This window comes from Ilumatobacter sp. (genome assembly GCF_046290335.1).
Taxonomy (GTDB): domain Bacteria; phylum Actinomycetota; class Acidimicrobiia; order Acidimicrobiales; family Ilumatobacteraceae; genus Ilumatobacter_A.
The window spans coordinates 1,635,807-1,656,867 of the sequence record NZ_JBKAGH010000001.1; the positions used below are offsets into that span (position 1 = coordinate 1,635,807).

The 21,061-nt window shown below is 67.9% G+C and carries 18 protein-coding genes; 9 read left to right on the top strand and 9 right to left on the bottom strand.

What is annotated here, in order from left to right; all coding sequences use genetic code 11:
• Positions 1-27: 27 nt before the first annotated feature.
• The 7 genes from ACE37B_RS07355 to ACE37B_RS07385 form a co-directional block, all read right to left on the bottom strand.
• On the bottom strand, positions 28-687 hold the full coding sequence (locus ACE37B_RS07355; protein ID WP_409922625.1) for a TasA family protein: 660 nt from the start codon (positions 685-687) through the stop codon (positions 28-30).
• A gap of 75 nt (positions 688-762) precedes the next feature.
• Positions 763-4,299: a signal peptidase I gene (locus ACE37B_RS07360; protein ID WP_409922626.1), complete on the bottom strand. Its 3,537-nt coding sequence runs from the start codon at positions 4,297-4,299 to the stop codon at positions 763-765.
• Complete coding sequence (locus ACE37B_RS07365; protein ID WP_409922627.1) at positions 4,296-4,946, bottom strand: hypothetical protein; 651 nt, start codon at positions 4,944-4,946, stop codon at positions 4,296-4,298. Before ACE37B_RS07365 ends, ACE37B_RS07360 begins: the two co-directional genes overlap by 4 nt.
• On the bottom strand, positions 4,943-5,554 hold the full coding sequence (locus tag ACE37B_RS07370; RefSeq protein ID WP_409922628.1) for a hypothetical protein: 612 nt from the start codon (positions 5,552-5,554) through the stop codon (positions 4,943-4,945). The genes ACE37B_RS07365 and ACE37B_RS07370 overlap by 4 nt, the downstream gene beginning before the upstream one ends.
• Position 5,555: 1 nt before the next feature.
• Positions 5,556-8,564, bottom strand: coding sequence for a signal peptidase I (locus ACE37B_RS07375; protein ID WP_409922629.1), 3,009 nt, complete (start codon positions 8,562-8,564; stop codon positions 5,556-5,558).
• Positions 8,565-8,587: 23 nt separating this feature from the next.
• The gene (locus ACE37B_RS07380; RefSeq protein ID WP_409922630.1) at positions 8,588-9,259 is read right to left on the bottom strand and encodes a hypothetical protein; all 672 of its coding nucleotides are present in this window, start codon (positions 9,257-9,259) and stop codon (positions 8,588-8,590) included.
• A gap of 354 nt (positions 9,260-9,613) precedes the next feature.
• Positions 9,614-10,249: a VOC family protein gene (locus tag ACE37B_RS07385; protein ID WP_409922631.1), complete on the bottom strand. Its 636-nt coding sequence runs from the start codon at positions 10,247-10,249 to the stop codon at positions 9,614-9,616.
• Positions 10,250-10,578: 329 nt separating this feature from the next.
• On the opposite strand from ACE37B_RS07385, the gene ACE37B_RS07390 reads away from it, so the two are divergent.
• On the top strand, positions 10,579-11,730 hold the full coding sequence (locus ACE37B_RS07390; RefSeq protein ID WP_409922632.1) for a serine hydrolase domain-containing protein: 1,152 nt from the start codon (positions 10,579-10,581) through the stop codon (positions 11,728-11,730).
• Between the two features lie 9 nt (positions 11,731-11,739).
• On the opposite strand, the gene ACE37B_RS07395 is transcribed toward ACE37B_RS07390, so the two are convergent.
• Positions 11,740-12,759, bottom strand: a complete 1,020-nt coding sequence (locus ACE37B_RS07395) for a PHP domain-containing protein (RefSeq protein WP_409922905.1) — start codon at positions 12,757-12,759, stop codon at positions 11,740-11,742.
• Between the two features lie 239 nt (positions 12,760-12,998).
• On the opposite strand from ACE37B_RS07395, the gene ACE37B_RS07400 reads away from it, so the two are divergent.
• The 5 genes from ACE37B_RS07400 (at position 12,999) to ACE37B_RS07420 (ending at position 17,416) form a co-directional block, all read left to right on the top strand.
• The gene (locus tag ACE37B_RS07400; protein ID WP_409922633.1) at positions 12,999-14,000 is read left to right on the top strand and encodes a DUF559 domain-containing protein; all 1,002 of its coding nucleotides are present in this window, start codon (positions 12,999-13,001) and stop codon (positions 13,998-14,000) included.
• A 152-nt stretch (positions 14,001-14,152) separates the two neighbouring features.
• On the top strand, positions 14,153-15,256 hold the full coding sequence (ychF, locus tag ACE37B_RS07405; RefSeq protein WP_409922634.1) for a redox-regulated ATPase YchF: 1,104 nt from the start codon (positions 14,153-14,155) through the stop codon (positions 15,254-15,256).
• A gap of 122 nt (positions 15,257-15,378) precedes the next feature.
• Positions 15,379-15,726, top strand: a complete 348-nt coding sequence (locus tag ACE37B_RS07410; RefSeq protein ID WP_409922635.1) for a DUF192 domain-containing protein — start codon at positions 15,379-15,381, stop codon at positions 15,724-15,726.
• Positions 15,723-16,607, top strand: a complete 885-nt coding sequence (rsmI, locus tag ACE37B_RS07415; RefSeq protein WP_409922636.1) for a 16S rRNA (cytidine(1402)-2'-O)-methyltransferase — start codon at positions 15,723-15,725, stop codon at positions 16,605-16,607. The genes ACE37B_RS07410 and rsmI overlap by 4 nt, the downstream gene beginning before the upstream one ends.
• Complete coding sequence (locus ACE37B_RS07420; RefSeq protein ID WP_409922637.1) at positions 16,604-17,416, top strand: HAD family hydrolase; 813 nt, start codon at positions 16,604-16,606, stop codon at positions 17,414-17,416. Before rsmI ends, ACE37B_RS07420 begins: the two co-directional genes overlap by 4 nt.
• A 99-nt stretch (positions 17,417-17,515) precedes the next feature.
• Here the strand turns inward: ACE37B_RS07420 and ACE37B_RS07425 are convergent, their stop codons facing one another.
• Positions 17,516-18,331 (bottom strand): thioesterase family protein, encoded by an 816-nt coding sequence (locus ACE37B_RS07425; RefSeq protein WP_409922638.1) that lies wholly within the window; start codon positions 18,329-18,331, stop codon positions 17,516-17,518.
• 179 nt (positions 18,332-18,510) lie between these two features.
• Between ACE37B_RS07425 and metG the strand changes: the two genes are divergently transcribed.
• Genes metG through ACE37B_RS07440 form a run of 3 tightly spaced genes read left to right on the top strand, consistent with a single transcriptional unit; the run spans position 18,511 to position 21,055 of the window.
• Positions 18,511-20,028: a methionine--tRNA ligase gene (gene metG / locus ACE37B_RS07430; RefSeq protein WP_409922639.1), complete on the top strand. Its 1,518-nt coding sequence runs from the start codon at positions 18,511-18,513 to the stop codon at positions 20,026-20,028.
• An 18-nt stretch (positions 20,029-20,046) separates the two neighbouring features.
• Entirely contained in the window at positions 20,047-20,298 is a 252-nt protein-coding gene (locus ACE37B_RS07435; RefSeq protein WP_409922640.1) for a hypothetical protein, read from the top strand.
• Positions 20,285-21,055 carry a TatD family hydrolase gene (locus ACE37B_RS07440; protein ID WP_409922641.1) on the top strand — a complete coding sequence of 257 codons (771 nt, stop codon included), beginning with the start codon at positions 20,285-20,287 and terminating at the stop codon, positions 21,053-21,055. The genes ACE37B_RS07435 and ACE37B_RS07440 overlap by 14 nt, the downstream gene beginning before the upstream one ends.
• The last annotated feature ends 6 nt before the right edge of the window (positions 21,056-21,061 follow it).

Genomic DNA, 21,061 nt, shown 5'->3' on the forward strand with positions numbered 1-21,061 from the left:
AGATCGCGATCCGCGTGATCTCGGCGATCACGGGTTGTTCGCGGTCTGCTCGGCCAGGAACGAGAGCGTCGCAGTGGTCGTGAGGCCAGCGCCGGCGGTCGAGGACAACGGCAGGGTCACGTTGGCGCAAAGCACCTCGTTCGCTCCGGCAGCGAGCACCCGGTCGCCCGCATCTGCGCCGGTCGCCGGGGAACCGACGAGGTTCGAGCCGGCGACCGTACCGAGCGGGCCGCTGTACAGCGTGGTTCCCGTCGCGGCCCAGTTCGCATCGTCACACGTGGCGACGCCCGACTTGATGGTCAGGACCAGTTCGCCGGCCAGGACGTCCTCGGTCGTCGTCGACCGCACCGCGTAGCGCAGTTCGAGCGAGCCGCTGTTCGACACGGTGATCGGCGCGGTGTCCTGGTCGCCCGGCGCCATCGCCGGCACGGCCAGCGCAGCAGACGCCGGTGAGGCGTTGATGTCGACGCTGCCCGTCGTGAACGTGTTGTTCGTGACGTCGGCGGAGTCGGTGAAGAGGGCCAAGGTGAGCACGGCAGCGAGTGCAGCGCCGAGGAGCAGGACGGCCAAGGTCATCACGACACGCGAGGCGGTCACGCGCCGCCCGGCGTCGGGGGTGATCGCCGAGTTCGGGTCGGGCGGAGCGAAGCCGCCGATCCGGTCGGGTGGGGCAATGGTGGTGTTCATGTCGGTGTGCTTTCTCTGGTGATGGTTCGTGATGGTTGGTGATGGTTGGTGATGGTTGGTGCGGGCGGACTGGGTTCACTCGAGGAGCACCAGGTCGGCGTCCGGGCCCCAGACGCCGAGCGGGTCCTGTTGGTCGTCGGCCGTGGGGTTCGAGAGGTAGAGGTAGAGCAGCGAGTCGTCGACGTCGTCGAGCATCGGTACGCGCACCCACAGCGTGAGGGCACCGGTGCCGGCGTCCCACGACTCGAGGTGATGGTCGAGTCGGGTGATGCCGTCGGCGTCGGTCACGACGAGGTCGTCGGCCGACGGCTGCAGCGCCGCGGTCAGATCGGGATCGACGAGTTGGACGAGTAGCGGATAATCGGTGAGCGGCCCGGCGACGAGGTCCGACTCGACGGCCAGCGGGCGTCGCAGCGTCCAGTCGCCCTGGTCGAACCAGGTGCCGGCCTCTGGCGGCCCGAGTGTCACCGTCGCCGACGGATCGAGCAGGTTGCCGGCGGCGAAGCCGACGCGTGCCGGCGACCACGCCTGATCGTCGAGACGCACCTGGCCCAAGGCGCCGGCCACCGCTCGGCTACCGTCGGGAGCGGCACCGATGGCCGCGGCGAGCGGGCCGTCGACGACGAGTTCGCCAGCGGCGGCAGCATCGCCGACGTCGACGCCATCCAGATACAGGCGCGCCGTCGTTCCGTCCCAGGTCATCGCGGCGTGATGCCATGCTCCGACCGTGACCACCCCACCGCTGATCTCGACGAGCTGCGCCCCCAAACGGAGGCGGGCGCGGACGTCGAGCGTGGCCGACGGATCGACCGACAGCTCGAACGAACCGCCCGCGAGCGGATCGCCGTGCGTGACGAGAACCTGATCACGAGCGTCGTCGACTCGGAACCATGCGGTCGCGGTGAGTGCGTTTCGATCCGCGACGAACGGAGCCGATTCGAGTCGGTCGAGTGCCCCGTCGAGCACGATAGCGGGCCCGGTCGGATCAGCCCCGAGCGCAGCGTCGGCGAGCGCGACGCCGTCGAGGCGACGCGGGCCACTGTCGTCGAGCGCCGGGGCGGGCCCGGTCGGGTCGGCGGCGAGGTTCCACACGGCGAATTCGGCGTTCCACACCGCCGTCGCGGCCCCTTGGTCCGGCGAGTTCGGCGCTCCGGCGTAGAGCCAGATCGGCGTCGGCGCTGCGGTAGCGACCACCGGCACCTTCACCCATGCAGTCACCGCGCCGGTGACCGCGTCGTACGACTCGATCTCGTGCGCGAGTCGGGTGACGCCGTCGTCGGCGACGAAACGAAGGTCGGACCCGTCAGGCTGTGCGGCCGCGGCGAGCGCTGCGCTCGTGAACCGGACCAAGACCGGTTCGTCGGACAGGTCGACGGCGGTTCGACCGGCCGGGATCGTCAACGCGAATCGCTGCGTCCACGGGTCGGCCCGGTACCAGCCTGTGCCACTGGTGCGGTCGTCGAAGATGCCGAGGTCACCGCCGTCGAACGTCTCGGTCACGAGCCACACGTTCGCCTCGTCGTCGAGCACCGCTGCGGGCGTGTCGTCGCCGAAGTACATCCAGTAGTTCACGGTCTGCCCGGCGGCGATCGGCTCGCGGGTACGGAACCAGAGTTGCGTGTCGGTCGCGTTCCAGGCGCTCGTCTGGTCGAGCACCCGATCGAGTTCCGTCCAGCTCACGCCGTCGTGGCGCCAGATCCTGATGTCGTCGCCGTTCGCCAGCGACTGATCCGACTCGACCATCTCGGCGTGGTCGAACACCAACGACGTCGTGTACCCGTCGGGCGTCGCGACGCTGCCGCCGGCGACGTCGATGCGGCGCCGGAACGGGGACTCGAGGTCGGCCCACACGGGGCCGCCCCACGTCACGGCCTGCCACGCGAACGACGCCGACGCCGCCGTCGCGTCCCGGCGCAGCTCCACCGTCTGGCTGTCGAGGAGGCGGGCGCGCACACTGCCCTCGCCGACGACGTCGTCGATCGCCATCGAGGTCGACCCACCGCTCGAGCCGCCGGCGAACGTCACGGTCGACACCGCAGTCGTTCGACCCACGCTCACCGGCGGCATCGTCGCGGTCGCCGTGCCCTGCCCGATGGCGAAGTCGAGCACCCCGCGCTGCACCGTCGAGCCGTCGCGCAACTCGACCACCTGGACGTCGACGTCGGCGCTGCCCGTCGTGAGGTCACGCTCCACCTCGATCGTCTGCTCGTCGAGCAACCGCACGCGAACGAGGCGGTCGCCGATCGTGGCGCCCGAGTTGGCCGTTCGGATGCCGGCGACGAGGAGCGTCGACGACGGATTCACCGAGGCCGGAATCGCAACGGTGGTCGTCGAGACGCCATCGATCAGCGTCGCCGTGAGCGTCTGCACGACGGCCTCGCCGGGCGTGTCGAACGTGACGACCTGCCAGTCGAACCGGGTCGAGGCAGGGATCGGTGCGGCGGCGTCGATGCGCAGCGTGCCGGCGTCGAGCACATGCGCCGAAGTCAGTACGTCGGATCCGTAGTCGACGCTGCCGGCACCCGGCAACGAGCTCACGACCGCGAAGCTCGACGTCGGGTCGATCGGGGCGAGCGTGACGTCCAGCGCTGCCGCTCCGGCACCGTTGATCGTGCCGCGTTGCACGCTCACACCACACGCGTATTCGACGACCGACCATTCGATCTGGACCGTGCCCGACGGTGCGCTGTCCGAAGCTCGCACGACTTCGAGGGTCGACGAATCTGCGAGACGCAGCGACGCAACCGACTCGTCGGGCTCGCCGTCGGCGCTCGACGAGGAGAACAGCACGAACGACCGACTGGGGTCGACCGGAGCGATGGCGATCGACGACACACCGGTCGTCGAACTCGTCGCCGTGCCCTGCTGGACTCCCTGGAGCCGCGATCCGAAACACTCACGCGTCGTGAACTCGATGTCGTCCGCCGACGCTGTCGCGCTGTACACCGCCAGCGTGGCGACACCGATCACGGTGACCGCGGTGATCGCCGTGATCGTCGCGGCGACGCCGTCGCGACGACCGACACCCTGTCGCGGCGGTGGCGGCGGCACCGGCGATGGCGATGGCGCGGCTCCCGATGTTGCGGGGATCGCACCGGTCGTTGCGGTCCGGCTCGGCGACGACCTCCAGATCGAGCGCAACGCGACCCGCAGGAAGCCGAGCACGACGATCGCGATCAGCGCGCCCCCGACGAGTGGCGAACGCAGCGACAGGAGCACGCGACCCAGCCCGGGGATCACGTAGCGGACGGTCACCTGACGGTCGTCCAGGGTGTACGTCGTCGGGTCGACGTCGGGGTTCGCGTCGCCACGAGTCGTCGCGACGATCTCACCGTCGTCACCGGCAGCGAGTCCGACGACGCGGTGTGTCACGGTCGGTCGGCCCTCGCCACGCATCACGACCACGTCGCCGACGACGACATCGCTGCTCGGGCCGGCGATCGCCAGTGACCCGGCGGGCATCGATCCACCCATGCTGCCGGTGAGCACGATGACGGGTCGGAAGCCGAGCGAGACCCCGACGATCAACGCCACGGTGAGCACGACGGCGAGCGCAGCCGTGCCCGTCACGATCCCGCGCCAGAGTGCGCTGCGGAGGCGCCGAGCGGTCATGGCGTCTCCTCCGAGGTCCAGGCCGCCATCTCCTCGGCCGTGAGTTGCTCGGCGTTGGCCGTGAGCCGAAGGTCGGTCGTCGTCGCCTGCACCGAGTTCGGAGCATCGATGTCGACCCGTGCCGCCAGGCAGAGCGTCTCGCTCGCTTCGACGTCGAGAACGCGATCACCGGGATCGGCGCCGACGCTGCTCGATCCGACCAGGTCGAGAACGCCGTCGCCGAGCCGGTCACCCGTGACCGCGATCGCGTCGGCAGGCGGCGTCGTTCGCCACGTCGCAACCGTCGGACACGTCGCTCCGCTCGGCGCCTGGAACAACCACGTGACCCACTCGCCGAGCGAGCCGTCGTCGGAGCGCACTGACACCGAGTACCGGAACGGCACCGTCCCTGCGTTGACGAGTTCGATCGAACCGGCGACGACGTCACCCGGGGCGAGGGCATCGGCGCGCAGTGGCACCGTCCGCTCCCCGATCTCGATGTCGAGCGTGGCCGCGCCGATCCGGTTCTGGCCAACGGACACGCTGTCGCCGAACGATGCCTGACCGCGTTCGCCGCGCAGCATGAGCGCGACCACGGGCGTCAGGAGCAAGAACGCGACGACGATCACGACCACGGTCGCGACCCGAGGGGGAAGCCGCTTGATCATCTCGGCGCCGCTTCCCAGACGAAGTCGACCGATCCGCTGCGACCGGCTGCGGCGGCGTCGTCGAGCAGGTCGAGTCGGAATCGGAATGTGGCGAGGTCGCCGTCCTCGCGGAACACACCGACATCGGTCGGCTCGGCCGCGGCGAGGTCGCCGAGCGTCCCGTCGTAGGTCACTCGCTGCGGGACGAAGCCGTCACACGAATCGAATCCACCACCGAGACCCCGCTCGACTCGTACCGACACGTAGTCGGCGATGTCACCGGTGACGTCGACGGCCAACGACAACTCGACCGGGAGGACCGTGCCGGCGTATTCGACCGCGATGCATCGTTCGACCGGACGCCCGGGGGCCATGTTCCGGAGATCGAGCAGCGACCGCCCCTGGTCGTCGTCGAGCAAGGTGATCGTTCCCGACTCGAACGCGTTGGTCGTCGCCGTCCCTTGCGGATCGAGCGCCGAGGTCGATTCAGCGACCACCGTCGTGGCGATCGCGAGCGCCGCCAGCGCAGAGCCGAGCGCCCGCACGGTCGCCCGATCCAGACGCCGACGAGACGCCGTCTCCACGGGATCCTCCGCGACGGTCGCGAAGTGGTCGAGTGGTCTCGCCATGTCAGCGCACCACCCTTCCGGCGTCGGATCGCTGCGCGCCCCTCGTCGGTGGTGGTGGCAGTGTCGGCACGGTCGGCGGTTGGAAGACCGGCGCACCCTCGGTGGGATCGGAGCCGAGCTGCACGGAGGTGGGCGACGCAGCCAACTGGATGATTCGCCCGCCGGGCTGAGGCACACCGAGGTAGAAACCCTGCGCCAATGTGGTACCTGCAACACGAACCATCCGCAACTGCTCGTCGCTCTCGATACCTCCGGCGATCACGTCCTGCCCCAATCGGCGGCAGAGGTCGACGACAGAGGCGAGTACGACCCGGTCGGTCTCGGACCGCATTGCGTTCAGCACCGCTTCGCGGGCCAGCTTCACCGCGGACAGCGGCATCGTGCTCACCGAGGAGATCGACAGCGTGTCGTGGCCCACGTCGTCGAGTACGAGTTGCACGCCCATCTGTTGCAGCTCCGACACGTTGCGACGCACCGCGTCGAGCGGCGACGCCAGCGCCTCCTCGTCGACCTCGACGCAGAGCAGATCAGGTGTGAGCCCACCTGCGTTCAAGGCCCCACGGACGAGCGTCGGATACGAGGCGTCGCTGATCTCATCGATCGCCGCATTCACCGCGACGAAACAGCGGTGCGTCGATGCCGACGCTGACCAGCGGGCCGCCATCTGACATGCGGCGTCCAGCACGCTGACGGTCAGATCACGCATGCAGCCGGCGACACGAGCCGACTCGATGATCTCGCGAGCGGCGACAGCGCCGACCGCCGGATGCTGCCAGGTCACATGAGCTTCGGCGCCCACCAGGGTCGGAACGCCGACGATGTCGTAGATCGGTTGGTAGACGAGTTGGATGTCGCCGGCCAGGATCGCAGCCTGGACGTCACCGACCAGTCGATCACGCCGCTTCGCCACGCTGTCGAACTCGGGCCGGTACAGCTCGTACAGCTGTCCGGGAACACCACGGTGCTTCGCTTCGTACATCGCGACGTCTGCACGTCGGATCATCTCCGCCGCACCGACCGCCTGTCCGCCGAACGAGATGCCGATCGCCGTGTCGACCGAGACCTGCCCCTGCGCGAGATCGAGCGGTCGGCGCATCTCGTTGATGATCGACTTCGCCGTGGACACGACGAGATCGCGATCGGTCGCCTCCGGGATGAGCAGGGTGAACTCGTCACCGCCGAGTCGAGCCACCGTCGCACCGGCGGGGGCGAGGTCGCGAAGTCGTTCGGCGACACGCTGCAACACCACGTCGCCGGCGTCGTGGCCGAGCCGGTCGTTGATCGGCTTGAACCCGTTGAGGTCGAGGAACATCACAGCGTGTTCGCCGACCGGCGCCGCCGAGCCTGGCGCCATCAGTTCCTCGAGGCGACGAAGGAACAACACTCGGTTCGCCAAGCCAGTCAGGGCGTCGTGGGTCGCCTGGTGTTCGAGCTCGGAGTGCACGGTGGTGAGCTCGGCGAGCAACTCGTCGTTGCGCAGCGCCACCGACGCCTGGCCGGCGAGCAGACCGAAGGCTTCGACCAGGCCGGGGCCAAGGCTTCGACCCGAATCGAGCGCCGCTCGCAACATGACGGGTCGACCATCTCGAACGCTGACGAACTGCGAGACCACCGCGGACAACCCGGCCGCGTGCAGCGCCTCGACCTCGTCGTCGTCGGGATCGGTCAGGTCGACGAAGGTCCCGGTCGTCTGCCCCGGGGCGACACAGCTCGCCGGTGATCCTGGCGCTGGCAACTCGTCGCCTCGGGCGACGCGCCAGCGCACGCCCTCGTCGACGACCATGTCGCAGCGATCGAAACCGAGCGATCGGACGCCCTCGAGAATCATGTCGACGTTCGCACCGTTCAGCCGAGAGATCTCGCGGCTGAGTTCGGCCACACGAACCAGCAGTTGCCCGCGGTTCTCGGCGACGCCGGTCGCGTCCTGCCACGTCGACACTTCGCCGATCAATTGCTCCGCGAGGAACGCCGCGGGGATCACGACGAGGAACAGCACGCTCAACTGGTCGATCACGCGATCGAGATCTCCGAGCAGCAACGCCGAGGGATCGTTCCCTCCCTCCCAGATCTTCGCGACGGCGATCACGGTCGTGAGCAGCATCCAATGCACGAGCGCACCGACGAGGCGGAACCGAACGGCCGCTTCGATGATCGGCAGCGACAACAACACCCACGTCGAACCGCCGCCACCCGTCGCCATGGCGAGGACGACCACGAGCACCGTGTCGATCCCCAACTCGGCGAGCGCGACGACGCGCGCACGCGAGTGTTCCCAACGCTGGGCGATGGCGCCGAGGAGATTGGTGGTCGAGAGCACGCCGATCGCGAAGACCGCGACCGTTCCCTGCCCCACCTCGAGACCGGAGCCGAGGTCTCGCCCGACGAAGTACTGCGTCGCGATCAACACGGCCACGACCGAACGCACACGTTGGATGCCTCGGCGTCCGACCTCGTGGCGCAGGCTCGACGGCGCCACCTGTTCGCGTGCGGCGAGTCGACGAAGGGCACGCTGCGCCGCCAGCACGAGCTGCCCGATGCCGGCCGACAACAACCCCAGCCACACGACGAACCAGGGCCACGCGCCGTTCATCGCCCACACGATCGGCCGCCCGATGAACGGCACGACGAGTCGGCCCACGCCGACGACGTCCTCGCTCGCGACCGGCTGCACGTCGGGGGACGCGTTGGCGTCGCCCTTGGTGGTGAGCACATCTCCCTCGACGGCGAACACGCGGTGAGCGACGAGCGTGTCATCGCGTTCGAAGACGACGATCGAGCGCTGTCCGAACCCGTCGAGGTCGTCGTCGGCGATCAGCAACACGTCGCCGACGCTCAGCGCCGGCTCCATCGATCCGCTCGTGATCGTCACCGGCGTCCAACCTCCGACCCACCAGCCGAACGCCACCCAGCTACTCAGCAGCACCGTCACGGTGAGCACCGCCCAGACGACCGCGCGAAGCGTGCCGGCGACGGCACGGCCGAGCCCATCGACGGTCGTGTCGACGCTCACGCTTCGCAGTCGGGGACCGACGCTCACGGGCGCGCCTCCACGACGATCCAGAACTGCGAGTCGAGACCCTGTGCTCGATTGTCGTTGCGGAGTTCGATCCGTACACGAACCGTCACTGCGTCGCCGTCGGCCGCTCCCACGAGCAACGGAACGCCAGCTCCGAAGTCGCCGTGCTCGGTCGACAACGCGCTCAGTGTGCCCGCGAACGCCGTGGTGGCGCCGACGAAGTCGCCGCACTCGGGATCGTCGCCATCGCCCAACTCCACCTCGGTGTCGAGGTAGCGATCCAGCCCGGTACCACCCTCGCTTCGGCCCATCGCCCGAACCTGCACGTCGTCGATCGCTCCGGAGTATCCGACGCGGAGGCATCGTTCCACCGAGTCGCCGGGGAGCAGGTTGGCGACGTCGATCGCCAGCCGCGCGCCACCGGCCGAAGTGTCGCCGCCATCACCGTCCGCCACACCGTCGTCGGACGAGCCGACCAGGGACACGTCGATGGTCGCAGCGGAGAGCAGCGAGTTCTCGTTGGTGGTCGTTCCGGCGAACCGGCTCGACGCGGTGCGCATCCCACCGACCACGACGAGGAGCACGATGGCCAGCACCGCGGTGGCCGCCACGGCGCCCGCGAGCTCGCGCACGGACGCGCTCGCGCCACGTCGGGTCGACGTCGAGGAGTTCGGGGGCGTGGTGGACACGGGAGGCTCGTTCTCCCGAGACCGTCCTGTTCCGCTCGCCCGGCGCCCGTGGTTCCGCGCGGACTCGATGTGGCGAATGGCACGGCGATCCTGCGCGAGGGCATGCTGCGTGCGTTCGCGTCCGATGAGGGGAGGTTGATGTTCCACAGTGATCTCGTTGGCCCGACACTGCATCGAGCCTCACTGCATCGGCAGAAATTGCGGATCTCTTGAGACCTCGCTGTCAGGCCGAGTGTCATCAGACCCGAGATCAGGCCGAGTGAGATCAGGCCCGAGATCAGGCCCGAGATCACGCGGCGGGCCGCGTCGTCGCTGCCGGCGGATCGGCCGGAGCGAAGCCCGCCCACGGCGTCGCTACGGCGTCATCAGAGCCACGGGAAGGCCCAGCCCGACCTCACTGCGCACGGTGGCGATACGACGGCCGGGTTGCACTGCGTCTTTGGGTTCGCTGATCAGATCGCGGCCGATCCGATCGCACGCACCATCGAGGTCGTCGACGTTGATCACGAGTCCCCAGAACGACGCGGGGCCGGCCGGAACGTCCGGGCGCTCGACCAGTTCGACGATGAGGCCACCGCGCCCGATGCGGTGGAAGCCCTGGCGCATCGTGTCGACCTCACGGATTCGTTTCAACTCGCATGATGTCGCCGCGCCGATGGCCGCACTCGTTCGCTCGAGATCGGCGGTCATCACGACGACGTGGTCGAGGCCGCTCGCACCGAGTGGATGGTCGGCGTAGACCGGACCCGGCGATGCGACCGTCGTGGTGCGGAGTCCGTCGATCGTCGCCTGGTCGAGGTCGTCGGACACCCCGCTCAGCGCCCAGCCGACGATCCCGTTCGAGTGCTCACCTGCGTCGACGATCCGCAAGCCTGTCCCGATCAGCGGGATCAATCCGTCGTCGGCAACGACCAGTCCGATCGACCGCCACGCCGCTGCGTCACCGGCGATCTCCAACCATTCCACACGAGCATCCACACGAGCATCCACACGAGCATCCTGGCAGACGCACCCGCCGACAACCCCGCCGACGACCGAGCACGAGCCAAGACGCGGCAAGGCGCCCGAGGCGCCATCGAAGTCGATGGGCGTCGAGCGCCTGGACGGTTGTTCGTGAGGATCGGGGACGGCGACGTCGGCGGTGGCCGACGTCAGCGACCCATGTTGGGACGCTTGCCGTGGTTCGCCTTGGAGCGGCGGAGGCGAGCTTTGCGCTTCTTGGTCTTCTTCGACATAGGGAGCCAAGCCTACGACCGCAACGCTGCGACCCCAACCGGCCGGTAGCCGACGCCGTCACGGTTGCACACTACGTTTCGGTGATGACCGAGATCCATGGAACCGTCGCGCCGGGCTTCGAAGCGGTGCGAGACGCCTTCGCCGCCAACTGGGAACTGCAAGGGGAAGTCGGGGCCTCGGTGTCGGCCACGGTCGGAGGCGAGACCGTCGTCGACCTGTGGGGCGGCACCGCCACCTTCGACGACGGAGAACGCGACTGGGAGTCCGACACGATCATCAACGTGTGGTCGACGACCAAGACGATGTCGTTTCTCTGCTGTCTGCTCCTCGCCGACCGTGGCGAACTCGACCTCGCAGCACCCGTCGCCACCTACTGGCCCGAATTCGCAGCCAACGGAAAAGAACAGATCGCCACGCGCCACATCATGGGCCACACCGCCGGCCTCTCCGGGTGGGACGAGCCGCTGACGATGGACGACCTGCTCGATCACGACAAACTCGTCGCGCTGCACGCGGCCCAGGCCCCCTGGTGGGAGCCCGGCTCGGCGTCGGGGTATCACGCCATCAGCCAGGGGTACCTCCTCGGCGAGATCGTCAAGCGCGTGTCGGGGCGCTCACTCGGCACCTTCTTCGCCGACGAGATCGCCGGGCCGCTCGACGCCGACTTCCACATCGGCACCGGCCCCGAGCTCGACCATCGGGTGGCCCACGTGATCCCGCCTGCTTTCGGCCTCGGGCAGGATCCCGACGCTGCCGAGATCGATCGCGACTCGATCGCCTGGCGCACCTTGAGCAACCCGGCGACGGACGCCGCATTCTCGTCGACGATCCCGTGGCGTCGCGCCGAGGTGCCCGCCGCGGGTGGCCACGGCAACGCTCGATCGGTGGCGGCGATCCACACACTCACCGCCAACGGCGGATCGGTCGGCGGCCAGCAGATCATCTCGCCTGACGGCCTCGAGCGCATCTTCGACGTGCAAGCCGAAGGCATGGACCTCGTCGTGCTCGGCACCGATCTGCGGCTCGGGATGGGCTTCGGGCTGCCGGGCCCGATGCTGCCGCTGCCCAACCCGCGCACCTGCTACTGGGGAGGTTGGGGCGGCTCGCTGGCGATCGTCGACATGGACCTCGGACTCAGTTTCAGCTATGTGATGAACCGGATGGAGAGTTCCCTCACCGGGGACCTCCGCGGCGCCGGCGTGCTGCTCGCGATGTACGGAGCGCTCGCCGGCTGACCGGTCGGATCATCGGGGTCGACGGGTCCAGGCGAGGAGATCGTCGACCGGGAGCGCATTGAGGATCCGCTCGACCGGCACCTCGCACTCGGCGGCACGATCACAACCCAAGGGCTGCCACTCGAGGTGCCCGGTCGCGTGCGCGTCGGTGTCGATCGTGAACCAGCACCCGAGCTCGACCGCACGGCGCAACAGCTCGCGTGGCGGGTCGAGCCGCTCGGGTCGACAGTTGATCTCGACCGCCGTGTGCGAGTCGGCGCAGGCAGCGAACACCGCGTCGGCGTCGAAGTCACTCGGCGGACGTTTGCCGATCATCCGACCCGTGCAGTGACCGAGGATGTCGACGTGTGGCGAGGTCACCGCTGCGAGCATCCGCTCGGTCATCTGACCGCGCTCCATCCGCAGCTTCGAATGCACGCTCGCCACCACGACATCGAGACGCGACAGCATCTCGTCGCAGAGATCGAGCGAGCCGTCCTCGAGGATGTCGACCTCCATCCCCGACAGGATCCGAAAGTCGTCGCCCGCATCGGCGAACTGCTGGTTGATCGCTTCGATCTGATCGAGCTGCTGGGCGAGGCGCTCCTCGTTCAAGCCGTGCGCGATCGTGAGTCGAGCGGAGTGATCGGTCTGCACCATGTACTCGTGACCGACCGACATGGCAGTCGCTGCCATCGCCTCGATCGGTGCGCCGCCGTCGCTCCACGTGGAGTGCACGTGACAGTCACCGCGCAGCGCATCGCGATAGATCTGTCCGCCGGCGGTGATCGGAACCCCTGACTCGGCCTCGATCTTCGCGAGGTAGGCCGGATATCGACCCGCGACCGCATCGGCGATCACCGCGGCCGTCGACGATCCGATGCCGTCGAGGTCGGTCAAGGTCGAACGCGTCGCGCGCCGTTCGATTTCGTCGAGCGAGGTCGAACGCACCACGTCGAGCGCTCGAACGAACGCCTTGGTCTTGAAGCCGCTCTCACGCGCCCGATCGAGGCAGTGGATCACCCGCAGCAGCGCGGCCTCAGGAGTCATCGGCTCACCGGGGGCGGTGCCGTCGAAGCTCCTCACCGCACCGATGGTACCGCGAGGCCGTTGCCCCCGCCGGCCGAACTGACAGCGCCCACCCCGATCTCGACCCCATTTCGCGCCGCCGAACTCCGATCTCGACCCGATTTTTCGCCAGGTGCTGGCGCGAAACCGGGTCGAGATCGATCGGCGAGCATCACCGGCGATCGGACCGTGCCGATCGGTTCCACACCGAAGCGAAGAAGATGCTTCCGCTCCGACGCTCCCGGGCCCCACTGCCGGGTGTGCGACTCACCGACATCGACCCCACCCGTCACGGCCTCGTCGTCAGACACGAAGCGGGCATCCCCTCGTCCACCTGGTACCGATCGCTCAAACGGGGCCATCTGGAACTCGTTCATCCCGGCGTCGCTCGCTTGCCGGGAGCGCCCGTGACCTATCGCCAGTCGATCGCCGCCGCGGTCTGGGCATCAGGGGGCAACGCCCTCGCGTCGCACCGATCCGCCGCACATCTCCTCGGGCTGATTCGTCTCGAACCCGTCACCGACGGCCGGCCTCTCGCCAACCCTGACGACCGGCGCGACGCCCGCCGCATACCGAGGGTGGATCTGGAGGTGGACGTGATGTTGCCCGGGCGGAGCCGCAAGCTCGAATTGTCGGGCGTGACCTTCCACCGACCGACCGACGATCTCCACCTCACGCCGCAGCGGATCGACGGCATTCGATGCACGAACACGCTGCGCACCCTGGTCGATCTCGGAGCCGTCGCACCCGAACTCGTCACGGCGGCGCTCGGCGTTGCGTTGGCAGATCGACGCGCCGATCTCAATGCCGTTGCCTCGACGATCGAAGCTCACTCCGAACGAGGCCGACATGGCGTCGTCGCGCTGCGGCAAGCGTTCGAACACTGGGCCATCGATGGTCGACCAGCCGACAGCGTGCTGGAGTCCGCGTTTCGACGCCTGATCCGCCGATTCGACTTGCCCGAGGTGGAGTTCCATGCCTGGATCGAAGGCTGGGAGGTCGACTTCGTGTTCGTCGGCACGAACGTCATCGTAGAGTGCGATGGCTGGACGACCCACGGTCTCGATCGCGACCAATTCGAACGCGACCGCCGACGCGACGACGACCTTCGCGCTGCCGGGTGGCACGTACTTCGGTTCACCTATCGAGCGATCATCGCCGAACCCGCCGACACCGCTCGCCGTATCCGCCGCGCCCTGCACCGAGCACCCCATGCCGCGTGATCGCCGCCTGATCCCCGCCGGATCATTGCCTGATCGATCTCGGCCCGGTTCCGCGCCAACTGCTGGCACGGAACCGGGCCGAGATCGAAAACCGGCGGCACAGAATCGGGTCGGGATCGAATGAGGCTGGCGCGGTTAGCCTCGCCACTCGCATGGAACGCTTCGGACTGGTCGGCCTCCCCAACGCGGGCAAGAGCTCGTTGTACAACGCACTCACGGGCGGCGGTGCGTTGGCCGCTCCCTACCCGTTCGCCACCAAAGACCCGAACATCGGTGTCGCGATGGTCCCCGACGAGCGCCTCGACCGCCTCGCCGAGATGTCGCAGTCCAAGAAGACGATCCACGCACAAGTCGAAGTGGTCGACATCGGTGGCCTCGTCGAGGGCGCCAGTCACGGCGAAGGTCTCGGCAACAAGTTCCTCGCCAACATCCGCGAGGTCGACGCGATCGTCTTCGTCTTGCGAGCGTTCGAGAACGACGACATCGTCGGCCCCTCCGACCCGCTCGAGCATCTCCGTGTGGTCGAACTCGAACTGGCGCTCGCCGATCTCGAAACGGTCGAGAAGCGGCTCAAGGCGACGCAGCGCCAGTCGAAGCTCGACAAGTCGCTCGTCGACGACACCGCTGCACTCCAGATCGCCTTCGACGCGCTCGCCGAAGGCGTGCCGCTGTATCGAGCCGGCCTCAGCACGGACGTGCGCGAGACGCTCGCCCCGTACTTCCTGCTGACCAACCGGCGCGTGCTGGTCGTCGTCAACGTCGGCGAGGACGACATCGACTCGATTCCGGAACACGAAGCCCGGGTGGCGGCCGAGTTCAACTCCGCCGGCGAGCAGCTCTCGGGCGGGATGGTCGAGATCATCGGCATGTGCGTCCAGATGGAAGCCGAGGCCGCCGCGATCTCCGACCCGGTCGAGCGGGCCGAGATCCTCGAAGGATTCGGACTCGGCGAAGGCGCGTTGTTCCGCATGGTTCGCAGCGCTTACCACCTCCTCGGTCTGCGGACGTACTTCACGACCGGAGAGAAGGAATCCCGCGCCTGGACCTTCTACGAGGGATCGACGGCGCCGGTGTGCGCGGGCCGCATCCACTCCGATTTCCAGCGCGGGTTCATCCGCGCCGAGGTCATCAACTGGGAGGAACTGTTGGGCCTCGGTTCGTGGAACGCCGCAAAGGACGCCGGCAAGATGCGCGTCGAGGGCAAGGACTACGTGGCCCAGGACGGCGACGTGATGGAGTTCCGGTTCAACGTCTGAACCGTCCGCGACATCCAACCGCGACACCCACACGAGACACCCGTCCGCGACACCGGCTGGTTGCACCAATCGACGCTGCTGGCACCATCGAAGCGGCATGGGACCTCTACGATGAGGCACGTATGGCGTGGTTGGTGAGCGATGCCCGAGTCCTCGCCTCGGCCGAACACGCGCAAACCCGGTCCGAACGCCGCCACGGGCTCCTCGGCCGTGACGGCATCGAAGGTGCGCTGGTGATCGACCGTTGTAGGTGGGTGCACACGATCGGGATGCGGTTCCCGATCGACGTCGCCTACCTCGACGACGACGGCCTGGTGATGAAGACGGTGCAGATGCCGCGGCACCGTCTCGGCCTTCCCGTTCCCAGCGCCGAGCGTGTCATCGAGGCCGAGGCCGGTGCGTTCGAGCGATGGGGCCTACGAGTCGGCGACACGGTCGAAGTACGCGACGAGTCGTCGGCCGCCTCATGAGCACGCTCTGGTTGGTCGCCACCCCGATCGGCAACCTGGGCGATCTCGCTCCCCGGGCGATCGACGTATTGGGTCGAGTCGAGCTCGTGTGTTGCGAAGACACCCGCCGCACGGGACTTCTCCTCCAGCACGCCGGAGTGCGAGCGAAGCGGCTCGCCGTCTGCAATGAACACACCGAGTTCGCCCGGCTCGACGAGGTGCTCGACGTGCTCGGTGCCGGCGGTGACGTCGCCGTGGTGAGCGATGCCGGAATGCCCGGCGTGTCCGATCCCGGTGAACGACTCGTCGTGGGAGCGATCGACGCCGGACACGACGTGAGCGCTGTTCCAGGGCCGAGTGCCGCGCCGATGGCGCTGACCGTGAGCGGTTTCGCGACAGGACGATTCGTGTTCGAGGGCTTCCTACCGCGCAAGGGTCGCGAACGCGTCGAGCGTCTTGGCGAGATCGCATCCGAAGCTCGCACGACCGTGCTCTACGAGTCGCCCAGACGCGTGGTGAAGACACTCGCGGATCTCGCCGCCGCGTGTGGCGACGACCGGCGAGTGTCGGTCTCGCGTGAGCTCACGAAGCTCTATGAGCAAACGGTGCGGTCGACGCTGGGAGCGATCGACCTCGGAGAGCCACGCGGCGAGTACGTCATCGTGCTCGAAGGTCGTCGATCGGTCGAGGTGCCGGCCCTCGACGACGATGTTCGATCGAGCCTCCGCGCCGCCATCGCCTCGGGCAGCACCAAACGCGATGCGATCGCCGAAGTCGTCGCTGCGTCCGGTCGACCCAAGCGCGACGTCTATGCGATCGCCGTGTCGCTCGACGAGCCACGACACGATGCAGCACGAACAGACCAGCACGAACAGATCAACCCGGGAGGCACCACGGCGTGAGTGAGTACATGTCGTTCGCAACGAGTCGCACCACCAGCGCTGCATTCTTCGATCTCGATCGCACGCTGATCTCCGGTTCGTCGGCGTTCACCCTCGCGATCCAGGCGCGCAAGGCCGGCCTGATCTCGACGTGGTCGTTCACGAAAGACGCAGCCGGGGCGATCGCCTTCAAGCTCGTCGGGGCCAGCGACGACACGACAGACCAAGTCCGCGCCCGAATCCTGAGCGCGGTCGAGGGGATGCGTCGAAACGATCTCGTGGCGCTCAACGCCGAGATACTCCCCCGTCTGATCGAGCGAGTGCGACCGGAAGCCAAGCGGCTCCTCGACCGCCACCACGCCGCGGGCCGCGACACCTACATCGTGTCTGCGGCACCCCAGGAGATCGTCGAGCCGCTCGCCCAGGCGCTCGGCATGACCGGCGGGATCGGCACGCGCAGCGAACTCCTCGACGGGGTGTACACAGGTGATCTGAACGGGCCGTTCTGCTACGGCCCTGGCAAGGTCGAGGCGATGGCGGCACTCGCCGAGTGGCATCACTACGACCTGTCGCAGTGCTATGCGTACAGCGATTCGGTGAGCGACCTCCCGATGCTCGAAGCCGTCGGGCATCCGGTCGCCGTCAACCCCGACGCCGGGCTGGAGCGACGAGCACGGCGTGACGGCTGGCCGATCGTGATCTTCAGCGAGCGAACCAAGTCGGTGATTCGACGATCGTTGTCAGGCGCCGCCACCGTCGCTGTGGGTGGCGTCGGCTTCGCCGCCGGCACCCGTTACGGCAGCACGCGCCGTCGCCGCCGTCGGTTCTGATCCGCCGCGCAGCGATCTCCCGCGTTGAATGTCACTGTCATCACGTGAATGCTTCGCCGCTCGACCGCGAGACCGATGCGGACGAGGTGATAGCCACTGTCATTCTGGCGGGCGGGGCATGAGCGACAGCTGGCGCGACTGGCAGACGAGCGCACCACTCGAGTCCCAGATCTCGCCGTCTTCGTCGAGCAATCCGTCATGGATGAAGCGCGACCGGAATGAACAGCGAAGCGGACCGGGCGACGGCACGCCTCGGATGTGCACGGTCAGCTCGATCGTCGGCACCCAGGCAACCGGGACGTCGGTGTTGAACACCGGAGGAGGAAAGGCATCGGCGGCGAGCAGCAACGAGTACGCATCGATCGGTTCGCCGTCGGCGTGCGCGAACCAGCCGCGGATCAGCGGTGTGCCAGTGGGATGGCCGAGCGCGTAGGTGCCGTCGTCGGGGTGGATCCGGCTGTCGAGATTCGCCATGAGCGCCGGAACCTCCGCGGTCTGCGGGCGAAGCGGACACTCGTCGAACGGGGGGAGTTCGACCGGGTCGACCTGTTGCAGCATCGGCCCACCCGGCTGCTGATCACCGAACGTCCCGAGCAGTTGCAGCGTCGGAACGCCGGCCATGGACAGCGTCGCGGACACTGTGGCCAGTCGACGCCCGGAGCGGATGATGTCGACGTCGACCGTGCACGGCCCGGGTGGTGCCGGTCGGAGATAGTGAGCGGTGATGGTGAGCGGCGGTCGCCCGACGGCATCGGCCATCGCTCGCCCGGCGATCGCAAGGAGGTACCCGCCGTTCGCGTTCCCACCGATGTCCCAACCGTCGTGCACCTCGGCGCCATAGCGCACGGTCTCGACGTTCCGCACGTCACGCTCGAGCAGGGTCACGGCAGTGGCAGTGGCGAAACGACCGGTCATGTCCGCAACGTACGAACTCCAACCGCCTCTCTCCCAACCCAGGCGACAGAGTGGGTCAGACCCACTCTGTCGCCTGTCGTGATCAACCGAGCTGGCATCCGCGACGACAGAGTGGGTCTGACCCACTCTGTCGCTTTCTCCGGGGCCGAGAGTTGGGCTGCGCAGCTAGCGTGCAGCACGTGACCCGGACGTATGTGACGACCCCGATCTACTACGTGAACGCCGAACCTCACCTCGGACACGCGTACACGACCATCGTGGGTGACGCGATCACGCGTTGGAGCCGGCTGCTCGGCAACGACACGAAGTACGTCACCGGCACCGACGAGCACGGCCTCAAGATCCAACAGGCTGCCGATGCGGCCGGCCTGACCCCCCAGCAGTTCACCGACGAGATCGCTCCGAAGTTCGCCGCGGCGTGGGAGCGGTTGAACATCGCCAACGACGACTTCATCCGCACGACCGAACCGCGTCACAAAGCAGCCGTCGCCGAGCTCCTCCAGCGCTGCTACGACGCCGGTGACATCGAACTCGACACCTTCGCCGGCAAGTACTGCGTGGCCTGCGAGGAGTACTACTCCGATGACGAACTCGTCATCCTCGACGGCGTCGAGGATTGCTGTCCGGTCCATGCTCGCCCGGTGCAGTACTTCGAGGAAGAGAACTACTTCTTCCGGCTCAGCCGCTTCCAAGACCGCCTCCTCGACTGGTACGCGAAGCATCCGACGGCGCTGCGTCCCGAGCATCGCGGCAACGAAGCGCTCGGTCTGATCCGCGGCGGACTGCGCGACTTCTCCGTCAGCCGCACCTCGCTCGAATGGGGAATTCCGCTGCCGTGGGATCCCAAGCACGTCACCTACGTGTGGTTCGACGCACTGACGAACTATCTCGCAGCGGTCGGCTTCGGATCCGACGATCAGGACTACCGAGACTGGTGGCCCGCAACGCATCTCATCGGCAAGGACATCGTGCGTCAGCACTGTGTGTACTGGCCGGCGATGCTGATGTCGGCAGGTGTCGAACCTCCCAAGCGGTGGGCGATCGGCGGCTGGTTGCTCGTCGGCGGCGAGAAGATGAGCAAGACGTCGGGCAATGTCGTGAACCCCCTCGACCTGATCGACGACATCGGTCTCGACGGGTTCCGCTACTACGTGCTGGCCGAGACCCCGTACGGCAGCGACGGTGACTTCACCTACGAGGGCCTCGTCGGCCGATACAACTCCGACCTCGCGAACAACCTCGGCAACCTCGCCGCCCGGGTCGCCACCGTCGTGGCAAAGAAGTGCGGTGGCGTCGGCACCGCCCCCTCGCCCGACAGCCCGCTCGCCGCGGCGGCAACGACGGCGTACACCGACGCGGCGGCATCGTGGGACGACCTGCAGCCGAGCCGTGCGCTCGACGCAACCTGGGGGCTGATCCGAGCGACCAACGCCCACCTCGAGCAGAACGAACCGTGGAAGGCCGAACCGGGGCCGGCGGTCGACGCAGTGATGGGCGACGCACTCGAAGCGCTGCGCATCGTGGCCATCCTCTGTTCGCCGGCGATCCCCGACACGGCGCAAGCGGTCTGGGAGCGGATCGGCATGTCCGGCCAGGTCGCCGATCAGCGTCTTCCCGACGCGGCCACGTGGGGAGGGTACGAAGCCGGCCCGACGGTCACCAAAGGCGACCCCCTTTTCCCTCGCATCACCCTGTGAGCACCACCGACGACGGCAGTGGCCAAACCGATCAGAACGGCCGGCGCCGCGAGCGCCAGCGAGCAAGCCTGGCGTTCGGCCGACGCGACGCTGCGACCACCAACGACGGCGGAGGCCGAACAAATCGAGACGGCCGAGCACATCAGAACGGCCGCACCAACTGCCGCGACGGCCGGCGCCGCGAGCGCCAGCGAGCAAGCCTGGCGTTCGGCCGACGTGACGCTGCGACCACCAACCATGGCGGAGGCCGAACAAAATGAGATGGTCTGATTCGCACTGTCATGTGCACGATGAACGCATTCCCGACGGTGCTGACGGAGCGGTCGCTGCGGCTGGCGAAGCAGGGGTCACGACCTTGATCACCGTCGGCTGCGACCGCGACACGTCGCTTGCGGCGATTGCGATCGCAGCGCGACACGACGGCGTGTTCGCCACGGTCGGCTTACATCCGCACGACGCGGTCAACGGCGTCGACTCGATCGCCGATCTCCTCTCCCCGGAGGCGATCGTCGAACACGGCATCGTGGCCGTCGGCGAAGCCGGGCTCGACTACTACTACGAGCACTCGCCTCGCGAGGTCCAGCAGCAGGCGTTCGCCGAACAGATCCAGATCGCCAACGACCGTGGACTTCCACTCGTGATCCACACGCGTGATGCGTGGGACGACACGTTCGAGGTCCTCGACGCCGAGGGGATGCCGGATCGGACGATCTTCCACTGCTTCACTGGCGGCCCTGACGAGGCCCGGCGTGCGCTCGATCGCGGCGCGTACCTCTCGTTCTCGGGCATCGTCACGTTTCCGTCCGCCTCCGACGTCCAAGCGGCGGCGATGCTCTGCCCGCTCGAGCGGCTGCTGATCGAAACCGACAGCCCGTACCTGGCCCCCGTGCCCCACCGCGGCAAGAAGAACCGCCCGGCGTGGGTTCCCGAAGTCGGTCGGTTCATCGCCGACCGGCGCGATCATCCGGTCGAGATGATCGCCGACGTCACCACGTCGAACACACGCACCGCTTTCGGTCTGGCCTGAGCGCCG